The organism is Variovorax sp. LjRoot130, from assembly GCF_964253755.1.
Lineage (GTDB): Bacteria > Pseudomonadota > Gammaproteobacteria > Burkholderiales > Burkholderiaceae_C > Variovorax.
In genome coordinates this window covers 5,390,172-5,403,935 of record NZ_CAXURM020000001.1, presented here as the reverse complement: position 1 = coordinate 5,403,935, position 13,764 = coordinate 5,390,172, and the positions used below count along the sequence as shown (strand labels likewise).

The following is a 13,764-nucleotide window of genomic DNA, read 5'->3' as shown; positions in this document are numbered from 1 at the left end:
TTCCTTGGTTCAGTAGGTGGAAGAAGATGCCGCAGGCGCCGGCGTGGCCCGCATCGCTGCGAGCATCTGCTGGGCGCCCGCGGCCATGAGCCGCGCGTCCGAACTCACGGTGACGAACTGGAAGCCCTTGGCAATGCGCGCCAGCGCCACGTCGGGCCTGCCGTTGTGGATGCCGGCGACCAGGCCGTGCGCCTTGGCCCGTTCGAGGATGTGGTCGATGGCCTGCGCGACCGGCGGGTCCACGTCGTCGAAGACGGGACGGCAGCCGAGCGCGAGCGAGAGGTCCGACGGGCCGATGTACACCGCATCCAGCCCTTCGACCGAGAGGATGTCGTCCAGGTTGTCGAGCGCCTGTGCCGTCTCGATCATCGCGAAGGTCACGATGGTGTCGTTGGCATGCTGCGGATAGTCGGCGCCGCCGTAGAGCAGCGCGCGCACCGGGCCGAAGCTGCGCGTGCCGCGCGGCGCGTAGTGTGTGTAGGCCACCAGCCGCTGCGCGTCCTCGCGCGTGTTGACCATCGGGCAGATCACGCCGTAGGCGCCGGCGTCCAGCGTCTTCATGAGGATGCCCGGCTCCAGCCACGGCACGCGCACCACGGGCACCGTGTTGGTGGTCGAGATCGCCTGCAGCATGGGGAGCATGGCCTGGTAGTCGACCACGCCGTGCTGCAGGTCGATGGTCAGCGAGTCCCAGCCCTGGTGGGCCATGGTCTCGGCGGAGAAGCTGTTCGGTATGGCGAGCCAGCCGTTGACGGCAGCCCCACCGGATTTCCACAGCGTGCGCAGGCGGTTTTCTCTCATGGGGCGTCCTTGGTTGGTTTGGCTAACGGTCGAAGGCCGGCCGCTTGGGGTCGAATTTCCAGCCGGGGATGAGGGCTTGCATCGCGACGGCGTCGTCGCGCGAACCCAGCCCGTGCTGCTGGTAGAGCTGATGCGCCTTCTCGACCTCGGCCATGTCGAGCTCGATGCCCAGGCCCGGCTTCTTCGGCACCTGCACCAGGCCGCCCTGGATCTGCAGCGGCTCCTTGGTGAGGCGCTGGCCGTCCTGCCAGATCCAGTGCGTGTCGATCGCGGTCACGCGGCCGGGCGCGGCGGCGCCCACGTGCGTGAACATGGCGAGCGAGACGTCGAAATGGTTGTTCGAATGCGAACCCCAGGTGAGGCCCCAGTCGCGGCAGGTCTGCGCCACGCGCACCGAGCCGGCCATGGTCCAGAAATGCGGATCGGCCAGCGGGATGTCGACCGACTGCAGCGCGAGCGCATGGCTCATCTGGCGCCAGTCGGTGGCGATCATGTTGGTGGCGGTCGGCAGGCCGGTGGCGCGCCGGAACTCGGCCATCACCTCGCGGCCGGAGAAACCTTCTTCGGCGCCGCAGGGGTCTTCGGCATAGGCGACCACGCCGCGCATGTCGCGCATGAGCCGGATCGCGTCCTTCAGCAGCCAGCCGCCGTTGGGGTCCAGCGTGACGCGCGCCTGCGGAAAGCGCTCGTGCAGCGCGGTCACGGCCTCGATCTCTTCCTCACCGCGCAGCACGCCGCCCTTGAGCTTGAAATCGTTGAAGCCGTAGCGCTCGCGCACCGCTTCGGCCAAGCGCACGATGGCCTCGGGCGTCATCGCCTTCTCGTGGCGCAGGCGGAACCAGTCGTTGCCGGCATCGGCTTCGCGCGCATAGGGCAGATCGCTCTTGTCGCGGTCGCCGACGTAGAACAGGTAGCCCAGCATCTCGACCGCCTCGCGCTGCTGGCCTTCGCCGAGCAGCGCGGCGACCGGCACGTCCAGGTGCTGGCCCAGCAGGTCGAGCAGCGCCGATTCGACCGCGGTCACCGCGTGGATCGTGGTGCGCAGGTCGAAGGTCTGCAGGCCGCGGCCGCCGGCATCGCGATCGGCGAACTGCTTGCCCATGTGCTGCAGCACGCGCTGGTGCGCGCCGATCGGCTGGCCGACGACCAGCGGCCGTGCATCTTCGAGCGTCTGGCGGATCTTCTCGCCGCCGGGCACCTCGCCGACGCCGGTGCGGCCGGCGTTGTCGGTCAGGATCAGCAAATTGCGGGTGAAGAAGGGGCCGTGGGCGCCGCTCAGGTTCAAGAGCATGCTGTCGCGGCCGGCGACGGGGATCACGCGCAGTTCGGTGATCAGGGGGGTGGCGTTGAGGGGCATGGGCTGGCTCAGTCGATGGTTATCTTGCCGGTCTCGATGACTTTCTTCCAGCGGGCGAACTCCTGTTGCTGGAAAGTCGCGAACTGTGCCGGCGTGTTGCCGACCACCTCGAGGCCGATGGAAGTGAACTGCTGCTTGATGGCCGGGTCGTTGAGCGCGGCCACCACCGACTCGCTGGCCTTGGTGCGCAGCGCCGTCGGCAGGCCCTTGGGCGCGACGACGGCCTGCCAGGAATAGACCTCGACGTTCTTCACGCCGGCTTCGCTCATCGTCGGCACCTCGGGCAGCACCGGCGAACGCTTGTCGCCGGTGACCGCGAGCGCCTTGAGCTTGCCGGACTTGATGTGCGGCACCACCGCGTTGACGTTCTGGAACGAGGCATCGACCTGGCCGCCGAGCAGGTCGGTCATGGCCGGCGCGCCGCCCTTGTAGGGCACGTGCAGGCCGGTGGTGCCGGTCTGCTGCCAGAACAGCTCGGCCGTGAGGTGGTCGCTGGAGCCGTTGCCGGAGGAGGCGAAGGTCATCTTGCCGGGGTTCTTCTTTTCGTGCGCGATCACGTCGGCCACCGTCTTGTGCAGCGAGCTGGCCGGCACCACCAGCACGTTGGGCGCCTGCACGGCCACCGTGATCAAGTCGAAGTCCTTCAGCGCGTCGTACTGCATGCCCTTGATGAGGTGGGGTGCGATCACCAGTGGGCCGAGCGAGGTGACGAGGAAGCTGTAGCCGTCGGGTGCCGCGCGCTTGACCAGCGTCGCGCCGATGGTGCCGGTGGCGCCGGCCTTGTTGTCGACCAGGAAGGGCTGGCCGAGCTTCTCCGTGAGCTTGGGGCCGATGGCGCGTGCCACCATGTCGGTGGAGCCGCCGGGCGGGAACGGGACGACCAGCGTCACGGGTTTTTGAGGCCAATCCTGTCCTGAGCTTGTCGAAGTGGCCTGGGCGTAGGCGGCTGCACTGGCGGCCAGGCCGATGGCGAGGGCGCCGAGTAGCTTCTTCATGGGTTTGTCTCCTTGAAATTGAAAGAGGTCGATGGCTTAGGTAGCGCTACCATTTAATGGTCTGAATGATAGCGCTACCAACTGCGGCGTCAAGCAGCCGAATCTAGGGGTTTATACGGATCAGGCGCTGTCGCGGTCGACGATCGAGAAGCCGATGTCGACGACACGGGGGTCGACCTGGCGGCCTTCCGCGCGGTCCACGATGAAGCGCGCGGCCTGCCGGCCGATGGCCTTGCTGTCGATGCGCACCGTGCTCAGCGCCGGATTCAGGTCGGCCGCGAACTCGAGATCGCCGAAGCCGACCACCGCCAACTGCGCCGGCACCGCGATGCCGCGCGCCTGCGCCTCGGTCATCACGCCGAGCGCGAGCAGGTCGGAGCTGCAGAACACGGCGTCGATGTCCGGCGCGACCGCGAGCAGTTCGGCCAGCGCGCGGCGGCCGCTCTTCATCGTGGTGGGCGCCGGCACGTAGATCAGGCGCACCTCGCGCAGGCCGGCGGCGCGCGCCGCATCCTGGAAAGCCTGGTGACGCCGCCGCGAGCGTTCGTCGTCGCCCGCCACCACCGCGAGCCGGCTGCGCCCCTTGCTGCGCAGGAAGTCGACCACCGCGCGCCCCACCTCGACGTGCGAGAAGCCGACCAGCATGTCCAGCGGCGTGGGCGTGAGGTCCCAGGTCTCGACCACCGGAATGCCCGCGGCCAGCAGGCGCTTGCGTCCCTCGGCCGAATGCATGATGCCGGTGAGCACGATGCCATCCGGCCGGCGGCCGATGATGGCCTCGAGCAGCGCATCCTCGCGCGATTCGGCATAGCCGCTCTGGCCCAGCATGAGCTGGTATCCGCTCTCGGCGAGGGCCTCGGTCAGCGCCTGCACGGTCTGCAGGAACACCGGCCCGGCGATGGTCGGCACCACCGCGGCCACCAGCCGGCTGCGCGTCGATGCCAAGCCACCGGCCAGGCCGTTGCGCACATAGCCCGTGCGGGCCACCGCGTCGGTGACTTTCTTCAGCACCTCGGCCGACACCTGCGCCGGCGTGTTGAGCGCGCGCGACGCGGTGATGGGCGCCACGCCGGCGAGCTTGGCGACGTCGTGCAGCGTGACGGCGCCGCTGCCGCGGCGGGTGCGGCGTGCCGGGGTGGCTTCGGGGTTCATGGGCCGGATTCTAGCGCCGCGATAGCGCTACCAGTGCAGTGTCGGCGTGTGCACCGGCGCGTCCCACAACCGCTTGGCCTCGTCGTCGAGCGCCGTGACGGTGAGCGAGGCGCCCGCCATCTCGAGCGAGGTCGTGTGGTTGCCCACCAGCGTGCGCGCCACTGTCAGCCCTTCGGCGGCGAGCCGCCGGCGCGCATGGTGCTGCAGCAGGTAGAGCTCCATCAGCGGCGTGCCGCCCAGGCCGTTGACGTGCAGCAGCACCTCGCGGCCACGCGCGAGCGAAAGATCCTTGAGGATTGGGTCGAGCAAGAGGTCGACGATCTCGACCGCCGGCGCGAAGGGCATGCGCTGGCGCCCCGGTTCGCCGTGGATGCCGACGCCGAGCTCCATCTCCTGCTCGCCGATCTCGAAGGTCGCCACGCCCGAGGCCGGCACGATGCAGCTGTTGAAGGCCACGCCCATCGAGGCGGTGCAGCTGTTGATGCGGTCGCCCAGCGCCTTGCAGTCGAACAGGTCGGCGCCGGCCTCGGCCGCGGCGCCGACGATCTTCTCGACGATCACGGTGCCCGCCACGCCGCGGCGGCCGCTCCCGTGGGTCGAATGGTCGATCGCGACGTCGTCGTCGACCACCACCATCAGGTGGTCGAGATCGACCAGCATGTCGCTCGCCATCTGGAAGTTGAGGCGGTCGCCGGCGTAGTTCTTGACGATGAAGAGCACGCCGCGGCCGGCGTTCACGCGGTGCGCCGCGGCCATCCACTGGTCGGGCGTGGGCGAGGTGAACACCTGCCCCGGGCAGGCCGCGTCCAGCATGCCCCGGCCCACATAGCCGGTGTGCAGCGGCTCGTGCCCCGAGCCGCCGCCGGACACCACGGCCACCGCGTCCTTCTTGGGCACGCGCCGGCACACGAAGGTCGGGTCGAACTCGACGGCCAGCAGCGCCTCGTGCGCCGACGCGAGGCCCGACAGGCTTTCGACGACCGCGTCGTCGACGTAGTTGATGAATTTCTTCATCGCGTGTCCTCGCGGGGCGAACATGAAGAGCGCATCGTGGGGCGATCGTGGGCGGCTGTCATGCGAGGTTCTCCGCAGTGAGGATGTCGACCCGCGGATTGCTGACCGCCAGCGCCCCGCGCACGCCTTCGCACAGCGCGCGCAGCACGCGCGCCGCGGTGGTCACCACGTAGTGCACGTCCTGGTGCAGCACGAAGCTCAGCGCACCGGAGATCAGCATGGCGCGATGCATGTCGAGCAGGTCGTGCGCGATCACGCCGAGCGAGGCGTCGTAGCCGTGCTCGGCCAGCGCGCGGTGCACGCCGTGGCTGCCGGGGCCGACGTTGTAGACCGCGGTCAGACGCCCGCCGGTGGCCTGGGGGTCCAGCGCCTCGCGCGCGCGCCGGTAGGCCTCGTCTTCCGATTCCGGCATGTCGTCCACGCGCAGCAGCCGGGCGCCCGCGAAGCGCTCTTCCAGCACCTGCGCGAAGCCGATGCCGCGATCGATCTCGGCCGCATAGCGCGTGGCCGGCGACAGCAGCGCGCAGTGACCCTGGCCGGCCGGCGCCTCGCGCCCGAGCAGCAGGCCCGCGGTGCGGCCGGCGGCGCGGTTGTCGGCGCCGATGAAGGTCTCGCGCATCGAGCCCGCGACGTCGGAGAACAAGGTGACCACGTGCACGCCGGCGCGCACCAGCTCGTTGACGGCCAGCTTCACCGCCGGCGTGTCGGGCGCCAGCAGGGCCACGCCGTCCATGTCCGAGAGGCGCGCGAGCTCCTCGGCGAAGGCCGCCGCATCGTGGGCCGGCAGGCGGCGCGTCACCTCGGTGATGTGCTGGTGCCGGAAATCGCCGGCCGCCTGCGCGATCACGCGATCCACCAGGTCGAAGAAGCCGCGCCGGGTCGAAGGCAGCACGAAGGCGAAACGGTAGCTCTCGGTCGAGCGCGGCCGGCCGCGCATCGGCACGGCGCCGCCCAGTTCCTTCATCGCGTCGCGCACGCGCTGCACGGTGACGGGGTTGACGCCGGGGCGGCTGTTCAGCACGCGGTCGACGGTGGCGGTGCTGACGCCGGCCGCTTCGGCGATCTGGGTGATGGTGACGGTAGTGGCCAAGTGCGGAAAGCGCCTCAATAAATCAATCAGGAGTGTCGCCGATGTCGATCGCCGGGCTTCACCGGACTATCCCGATCCGTCTGAGGTCTTAGGGTTTGCGTTGATTGATTTATTTATTGCCATCTTTATTCTTCAATCGTCCCATGACCAACAGGAGATAAAGCAATGAAGTGGTTGACGAACAAGCGATCGACTTTCGGCACGGCGCTCCTCGCGGCGCTGACGCTGGCCTCCGGTGCCGCGCAGGCCCAGACCAAGCAGCTCACGCTGTGCTGGGCGGCCTGGGATCCGGCCAACGCGCTGGTGGAGCTGTCGAAGGACTTCACCGCCCAGACCGGCGTGCAGATGAAGTACGAGTTCGTGCCCTGGCCGAATTTCGCGCAGCGCATGCTCAACGAGCTCAACTCCAAGGGCAAGCTGTGCGATCTCTTGATTGGCGACAGCCAGTGGATCGGCTCGGCCGCGACCGAGGGCCACTACATCAAGCTCAACGAGTTCTTCGACAAGAACGGCATCAAGATGAGCGACTTCATGCCCGCCACCGTCGAGGGCTACTCGACCTGGCCCAAGGGCACGAAGAACTACTGGGCGCTGCCCGCGATGGGTGATGCCGTGGCCTTCACCTACCGCAAGGACTGGTTCGCCCGGCCCGAGCTGCAGGCGGAGTTCAAGACCAAGTACAACCGCGAGCTCGCGCCGCCCAAGACCTGGGACGAGTTCAAGCAGATCGGCCAGTTCTTCCAGAACCGCACGATCGACGGCAAGAAGGTTTATGGCGCGGCGCTCTACACCGAGCGCGGCTCCGAGGGCATCACGATGGGCGTGACGAACACCCTGTACGCCCACGGCATGCAGTACGACAACCCGAAGAAGCCGTACGACATGAAAGGCTTCATCAACGGGCCCGAGGCCGTGGCCGGCCTCAAGTTCTACAAGGAGCTGTTCGACTGCTGCACGCCGCCCGGGCATTCCAACGCCTACATGACCGAGGACCTCGACTCCTACAAGTCGGGCCAGGTCGCGATGCAGATGAACTTCATCGCTTTCTTCCCCGGCATCGCGAAGGACCCGAACGTGGGCGGCGAGAAGACCGGCTTCTTCACCATGCCCAAGGCCAAGGTCGCCGCGGCGCAGCTCGGCGGCCAGGGCATCTCGGTCGTCAAGTACTCCGACAAGAAGGAGCTCGCGCTCGACTACATCAAGTGGTTCGCGCAGCCCTCGGTGCAGCAGAAATGGTGGGACGCGGGCGGCTTCTCGTGCCACAACGCGGTGCTCGGCAAGCCGGGCTTCGAGAAGAGCACCTCGTACGCGCCGGTGTTCCTCGACTCGATGAAGATCGTGCGTGACTTCTGGCAGGAGCCGAGCTATGCGCAACTGCTGCTGGCGATGCAGAAGCGCACGCACGACTACGTGGTGGCCGGCAAGGGCACGCCGCAGGAAGCGCTCGACGGTCTGCTCAAGGACTGGACCGAGGTCTTCAAGGAAGACGGGAAGATCAAGCCTTGAAGCGTGAGACGGCGGAGCCGACCATGAGCGCCCTACCGTTGGCCACCACCGTTCGCGCCGAGCCGGGCATCGCCGTTCGCGGCAGGGTGCCCGGCCAAGGCCTCTCCGACCGCGCGCTGGCATGGCTTTTCGTCGGCCCGACGATCCTGCTGCTGCTGGCCTTCAACATCTTCCCGCTCATCTGGACGATCTGGCTGTCCTTCACCAACTTCCGCGCCAACCGGCCGGGCGCCGAGGTGCTGTGGGTCGGCATCGGTAACTACTCGCGGGTGCTCAACGACGAGTCGATCTGGGAGAACATGCGCGCCACCGCGCACTTCCTCACCTGCTCGATCACGCTGCAGCTGCTGCTCGGCTTCGGCCTGGCGCTGATGCTGAACCGGCGCTTTCGCACGCACAGCTTCTGGAGCACCGCGATCCTGCTGCCGATGATGCTGGCGCCGGCCGTGGTCGGCACCTTCTGGAAGTATTTCTTCGAGCCGCAGTACGGCATCTTCAACTACATCGTCAACTTCTTCGGCGGGCCCGGCACCTTCACCATGCTCGGCGATACGAAGCTCTCGCCCTGGGCCATCGTGCTGGTCGACACCTGGATGTGGACGCCCTACGTGATGCTGCTGCTGCTGGCTGGCCTGCGCTCGATCCCGCCCTATCTCTACGAAGCCGCCGAGATCGACCGCGCGAGCGAGTGGACCAAGTTCTGGCGCATCACGCTGCCGATGGTGATGCCCTTCATCATCCTCGCGGTGCTGTTCCGCGTGATCGAGAACTTCAAGATGTTCGACCTCGTGGACCAGCTCACCAACGGCGGCCCGGGCTCGGTGACCGAGCTGGCGTCGATCAAGCTCAAGCGCGAGGCCTTCGAGAAATGGCGCACCGGCTACAGCTCGGCGCTGGCCATCATCCTCTTCGTGGCCATCTACGGGCTCTCGCTCGTGACGGTGCGATTCCTCGATCGGGTGAAGCAGCGATGAAGAACGCCGTCCACAGCCCGCTCGACCCGACGCCGCGCGCGAAGGCTTTCGCCGGCATCGTCGTGATCGGCTACGCGCTGATCTCGCTGATCCCGCTGGTGTGGATCCTGCTGACCAGCTTTCGCACGCCGCAGGATGCGATCGCCTATCCGCCGCAGGTCATCACGCAGCCTTCGCTGATCGGCTACGTCAACCTCTTCACCACCCGCTCGCGCGTGGGCGCGCAGGAGCTGGCCGCGCTGCCGCCACCGGCCACCTGGTACGAAGGCCTGGTGCGCGAGCAGCAGATGATCCTGGCCGGGCCCTCGCGCTTCTCGGACCGCTATCTCAACTCGGTGCTGATCGGCTTCGGCTCGACGCTGCTGTCGGTGGTGCTGGGCACGCTCGCGGCCTATGCCTTCTCGCGCTTTCGCGTGCCGGGCAAGGACGATCTGCTGTTCTTCATCTTGTCGACGCGGATGATGCCGCCGATCGCGGTGGCGATCCCGATCTACCTGATGTACCGCGCGGTCGGCCTGTCGGACACGCACCTCGGGCTGATCCTGCTCTACACGGTGGTCAATCTCTCGCTCTCGGTCTGGCTGCTCAAGGGCTTCATGGACGAGATCCCGCGCGAGTACGAGGAGGCCGCCATGGTCGACGGCTACACGCGCTTCCAGGCCTTCATCAAGGTGGTGCTGCCGCAGGCCGCCACCGGCATCGCGACCACCGCGATCTTCTGCCTGATCTTCGCGTGGAACGAGTACGCATTCGCGCTCCTGCTCACCAGCGGCACGGCGCAAACCTCGCCGCCCTTCATCCCGACCATCATCGGCGAGGGCGGCCTCGACTGGCCGGCCATGGCCGCGGGCACCACGCTGTTCCTGCTGCCGGTGCTGGTGTTCACCGTGCTGCTGCGCAAGCACCTGTTGCGCGGCATCACCTTCGGAGCGATTCGGAAATGAAGAAGAACTGGTTGTCCCGCGCGCGCTGGGAGCCCGCCAGCATCGCCCTCATCGGGCTCGGCCTCGCGATGCTGATGCAGCCCTGGTCGCTCGAGATCTACAGCTGGTCCTTCGCCGTTCTGCTGGCCGGGGTCGCGGGCTACACGGTCGCCGGAAAGCTGCACTGACATGGCCGAGATCCGCATCGAAAAGCTGCACAAGCGCTTCAGCGATTTCGTCGCCGTGCGCGACTCCACACTGACGCTGGAAGACGGCAAGTTCGTCGTGCTGCTCGGCCCCTCGGGCTGCGGCAAGACGACCACGCTGCGCATGCTGGCCGGCCTCGAGTTCCCGACCTCCGGCTCGATCACGCTCGCGGGCCAGGACGTGACCTACCTGCGCCCGCGCGAACGCGACATCGCGATGGTGTTCCAGCTCTTCGCGCTCTACCCGCACCTGGGCGTGCGCGGCAACCTCGAGTTCCCGCTGCGCAACGAAGGCTTGAAGCGCGCCGAGATCGATCGGCGCGTAGCCGATGTCGCGGCCATCCTGCGCATCGAGCACCTGCTCGGCGCGCGGGTGGGCGGGCTTTCGGGCGGCGACCGGCAGCGCGTCGCGCTGGGCCGCGCGATCGTGCGGCAGCCCCAGGCCTTCCTGATGGACGAGCCGCTGGGCACACTCGACGCCGAGTTCCGCGAGCTGATGTGCGTGGAGCTGCGCAAGTTGCACGAGCGCTTGCGCACCACCACCGTCTTCGTCACGCACGACCAGAACGAGGCGATGGCGCTGGCTGACCACATCGTCGTGATGAACCAGGGCGAGATCCTGCAGGCCGACGAGCCGGGCGGCATCTACAACTTTCCGAGCTGCATGTTCGTCGCGCGCTTCATCGGCCGGCCGCCGATGAACTTCGTGCCGATCTCGGGCGCGGTGCGCTCGGGCGATGACGCGGTCTCGCTGGCCGGCTTGCCGGTGACGGTGCCGCGCATCGAGCAAGGCGCCGGCGCGGCGGTCCTCGGCGTGCGGCCGGAGCACGTTCAGGTCGGCGCGCCGGGCGAAGGGCTCGCGGCCGAGGTGCGGCATGTCGAGTACTTCGGCTCCCACTGGATCGCCGAGCTCGCCACCGCGGCCGGCGCGCTGAAGGCGCTGATCGACAAGTCGCAACGGCCGGCATTGGGCGACCGTGTCGCCATCGGCTTCAACACCGCGCGCATCGTGCTCTTCGACGCCGGCACCGAGCAGCTGCTTGCCAGCGCGACCACGCGCCACCACCGGGAGGCCTTGCGCCATGGCCAGCATTGAACTTAGCGGCGTGAGCCGCGCCTTCGGCGAGGTCAAGGCGGTGACGGAGCTGAGCCTCCACGTCGCCGACGGCGAATTCCTCGTGCTGCTGGGCCCCAGCGGCGCCGGCAAGACCACCACGCTGCGCCTCATCGCCGGCCTGGAGCGTCCCGATGCCGGGCGCATCCGCATGGACGGCCACGACATCACAGACAGCCTGCCCGCGAGCCGCGACTGCGCCTTCGTGTTCCAGCAGTACTCGCTCTACCCGCATCTCACCGTCTTCGACAACCTCGCCTTCCCCTTGCGCTCGCCGCTGCGGCGCAGCGAGCCGGCCGAGGTCAAGCGCCGGGTGGAGGAAGTGGCGGCCATGCTGCACATCGAGGCCAAGCTCACGCGCCGCGCCACCGAGCTCTCGGGCGGCGAGATGCAGCGCGTGGCCATCGGCCGCGCGCTGGTGCGCCGGCCGCGCGTGTTCCTGATGGACGAGCCGCTCTCCTCGCTCGATGCGCAACTGCGCGAGGAATTGCGCGTCGAGCTCCGGCGCCTGCAGCGCAGCACCGGCGCTACCGTGATCTACGTGACGCACGACCACGTGGAGGCCACCACCATGGCCGACCGCATCGGCATCCTCGAACGCGGCGTGCTGCAGCAGGTGGGCACGCCGCTCGCGGTCTACGGCGACCCGCACACGCTGCCGGTGGCGCAGCGCCTCGGCTCGCCGGCCATCAACGTGCTGCCGGCGCAATGGTTCGACGGCCGCTCGCCGGCCGGCACCGCGCACGTTGCGATCCGCCCCGAGGACGTGCTGCTCTCGCCGGAGGGCGAGGCGGCCGGCTTCCAGGTCATCGAGTGCTCGCTGGTCAAGCACCAGCTGGTGGCCGAGCGGCAGGGCGTGGAGGTGCATGCGCGCGTGATGCTCGACGCGCCGCTCGCGCCGGGTTCCGAGGCGCGCTTCGGCTTTCCCGCCGAGCGCTGTCTTTTCTTCGATGCGGCCGGATGCCGCATCGCCGCACCCCGAATCCAGGAAGTCTCATGAAAACGGTACACATCATCGACGCGCTGGAAGCCGTGCAGGCGGCGATCCTCGCCAACGAGAGCCAGATCGAATCGCTGGACCGCGCCATCGGCGACGGCGACCACTTCATCAACGTGCGCCGCGGCTGCGATGTGCTGATGGCGATGCGCGACGAGCTGGCGCCGCTCGCGCCCGGTGCGGCCTTCGGCAAGATCGGCCTGAAGCTGCTGTCGACCATCGGCGGCGCCTCGGGTCCGTTGATCTCGAGCTTCTTCATCGCGATGGGCAAGATCCTCGCCGGCATCGACGAGCCCGACCGCCGGCAGTTCGCCGCCGCCTTCGCGGATGGCGTCGAGGCCATCAAGAGCCGGGGCAAGGCCGACCTCGGCGAGAAGACCATGCTCGACGTGCTGATCCCGGTCTCGCGCCTGCTGCAACGCCTCGCCGAAGAAAACACGCCGCTGCCGCAGGTGTGCGAGCAGCTCACGGCCGAGGCCCACCGCAACATGCTCGCCACGCGCGACATGACCGCCACCAAGGGACGCGCCTCCTTCCTCGGCGAACGCGCGCTCGGCCACATCGACCCGGGCTCGAAGACCTGCGAAGTCGCCATTACCGCGGTGTGCGACACATGGAAGGAAATCGCATGAAGAAGTTCGTCAACGACGTGGACGCGATGCTGCGCGAGGCGCTGGCCGGCATGGTGGAGGCGCATCCGCAGCTGCTGCGCGTCGAGTTCGAGCCCACCTTCGTCGCCCGGCGCGAGCGCAGCGCGAACAAGGTGGCGCTGATCTCCGGCGGCGGCTCGGGCCACGAGCCGCTGCACGCCGGCTTCGTCGGCCGCGGCATGCTCGATGCGGCCTGCCCGGGCCAGGTGTTCACCAGCCCCACGCCCGACCAGATGCTGGCCGCCGCGGCCGCCACCGAAGCCGGCCAGGGCGTGCTCTTCATCGTCAAGAACTATGCCGGCGACGGCATGAACTTCCAGATGGCGAGCGAGATGCTCGAGACCGAGAACGCGACCGTGCTGGTCAACGACGACGTGGCGGTGGAGAACTCAACCCACACCACCGGCCGCCGCGGCGTGGCCGGCACGCTGGTCGTCGAGAAGATGGTCGGGTCGCTGTCCGAGCAGGGCGCGACGCTGGCCGAGTGCAAGGCGCTAGGCGACCGCGTGAACGCGGCCACGGCTTCGATGGGCGTGGCCTTCACGAGTTGCACGGTGCCGGCGGCCGGGCGGCCCACTTTCGACATCGGACCCGACGAGATCGAGATCGGCGTCGGCATCCACGGCGAGCCGGGGCGGCGGCGTGCGGCCCACATGCCGGCCGACGAGATCGTGCGCACGCTGATGGATGCGATCCTCGGCGATCTGAAGGCCCAGGCCGGGCGCCAGGTGCTGCTGCACGTCAACGGCTTCGGCGGCACGCCGCTGATGGAGCTCTATCTGCTGCACCATGCGGCGAACCGGCGGCTCGCTGCCGAGGGGCTCAAGCCCGTTCGATCGCTGGTGGGCAACTACACGACCTCGCTCGACATGGCGGGCGCCTCGCTGACCGTGACCCTGCTCGACGACGAGCTGGTGTCGCTGTGGGATGCGCCGGTTCATACGGCGGCGCTGCGCTGGTAGGGGCGGTGCGCTGCATACTTGGG

General features: G+C 68.4%; 14 protein-coding genes. 8 read left to right on the top strand and 6 right to left on the bottom strand.

What is annotated here, in order from left to right; translation table 11 throughout:
• Positions 1-9: 9 nt before the first annotated feature.
• From ACSQ86_RS26780 to ACSQ86_RS26755, 6 genes are all read right to left on the bottom strand, one after another.
• On the bottom strand, positions 10-801 hold the full coding sequence (locus ACSQ86_RS26780; protein ID WP_436309939.1) for an HpcH/HpaI aldolase family protein: 792 nt from the start codon (positions 799-801) through the stop codon (positions 10-12).
• 22 nt (positions 802-823) lie between these two features.
• The gene (gudD, locus tag ACSQ86_RS26775; protein WP_436305788.1) at positions 824-2,158 is read right to left on the bottom strand and encodes a glucarate dehydratase; all 1,335 of its coding nucleotides are present in this window, start codon (positions 2,156-2,158) and stop codon (positions 824-826) included.
• 8 nt (positions 2,159-2,166) lie between these two features.
• Entirely contained in the window at positions 2,167-3,153 is a 987-nt protein-coding gene (locus ACSQ86_RS26770; RefSeq protein ID WP_436305787.1) for a Bug family tripartite tricarboxylate transporter substrate binding protein, read from the bottom strand.
• A 120-nt stretch (positions 3,154-3,273) separates the two neighbouring features.
• The gene (locus tag ACSQ86_RS26765) at positions 3,274-4,305 is read right to left on the bottom strand and encodes a LacI family DNA-binding transcriptional regulator (protein WP_436305786.1); all 1,032 of its coding nucleotides are present in this window, start codon (positions 4,303-4,305) and stop codon (positions 3,274-3,276) included.
• Positions 4,306-4,332: 27 nt separating this feature from the next.
• Positions 4,333-5,319, bottom strand: coding sequence for a dihydroxyacetone kinase subunit DhaK (gene dhaK / locus ACSQ86_RS26760; protein WP_436305785.1), 987 nt, complete (start codon positions 5,317-5,319; stop codon positions 4,333-4,335).
• 58 nt (positions 5,320-5,377) lie between these two features.
• On the bottom strand, positions 5,378-6,409 hold the full coding sequence (locus tag ACSQ86_RS26755; protein WP_436293976.1) for a LacI family DNA-binding transcriptional regulator: 1,032 nt from the start codon (positions 6,407-6,409) through the stop codon (positions 5,378-5,380).
• A gap of 165 nt (positions 6,410-6,574) precedes the next feature.
• Here ACSQ86_RS26755 and ACSQ86_RS26750 point away from each other — a divergent pair, with 165 nt between their 5' ends.
• From ACSQ86_RS26750 to dhaK (ACSQ86_RS26715), 8 genes are read left to right on the top strand one after another with little or no spacing between them, the layout of a single operon-like run.
• Complete coding sequence (locus tag ACSQ86_RS26750; RefSeq protein ID WP_436305784.1) at positions 6,575-7,915, top strand: ABC transporter substrate-binding protein; 1,341 nt, start codon at positions 6,575-6,577, stop codon at positions 7,913-7,915.
• A 23-nt stretch (positions 7,916-7,938) separates the two neighbouring features.
• Entirely contained in the window at positions 7,939-8,889 is a 951-nt protein-coding gene (locus ACSQ86_RS26745; RefSeq protein WP_093108492.1) for a carbohydrate ABC transporter permease, read from the top strand.
• On the top strand, positions 8,886-9,833 hold the full coding sequence (locus ACSQ86_RS26740) for a carbohydrate ABC transporter permease (protein ID WP_093108327.1): 948 nt from the start codon (positions 8,886-8,888) through the stop codon (positions 9,831-9,833). Before ACSQ86_RS26745 ends, ACSQ86_RS26740 begins: the two co-directional genes overlap by 4 nt.
• Entirely contained in the window at positions 9,830-10,000 is a 171-nt protein-coding gene (locus ACSQ86_RS26735; protein ID WP_170855626.1) for a hypothetical protein, read from the top strand. The genes ACSQ86_RS26740 and ACSQ86_RS26735 overlap by 4 nt, the downstream gene beginning before the upstream one ends.
• Before the next feature lies 1 nt (position 10,001).
• On the top strand, positions 10,002-11,114 hold the full coding sequence (locus ACSQ86_RS26730) for an ABC transporter ATP-binding protein (RefSeq protein WP_436305783.1): 1,113 nt from the start codon (positions 10,002-10,004) through the stop codon (positions 11,112-11,114).
• Positions 11,101-12,132, top strand: a complete 1,032-nt coding sequence (locus tag ACSQ86_RS26725) for an ABC transporter ATP-binding protein (RefSeq protein WP_436305782.1) — start codon at positions 11,101-11,103, stop codon at positions 12,130-12,132. Before ACSQ86_RS26730 ends, ACSQ86_RS26725 begins: the two co-directional genes overlap by 14 nt.
• On the top strand, positions 12,129-12,761 hold the full coding sequence (gene dhaL / locus ACSQ86_RS26720) for a dihydroxyacetone kinase subunit DhaL (protein ID WP_436305781.1): 633 nt from the start codon (positions 12,129-12,131) through the stop codon (positions 12,759-12,761). Before ACSQ86_RS26725 ends, dhaL begins: the two co-directional genes overlap by 4 nt.
• The gene (gene dhaK, locus ACSQ86_RS26715) at positions 12,758-13,741 is read left to right on the top strand and encodes a dihydroxyacetone kinase subunit DhaK (protein WP_436305780.1); all 984 of its coding nucleotides are present in this window, start codon (positions 12,758-12,760) and stop codon (positions 13,739-13,741) included. The genes dhaL and dhaK (ACSQ86_RS26715) overlap by 4 nt, the downstream gene beginning before the upstream one ends.
• The last annotated feature ends 23 nt before the right edge of the window (positions 13,742-13,764 follow it).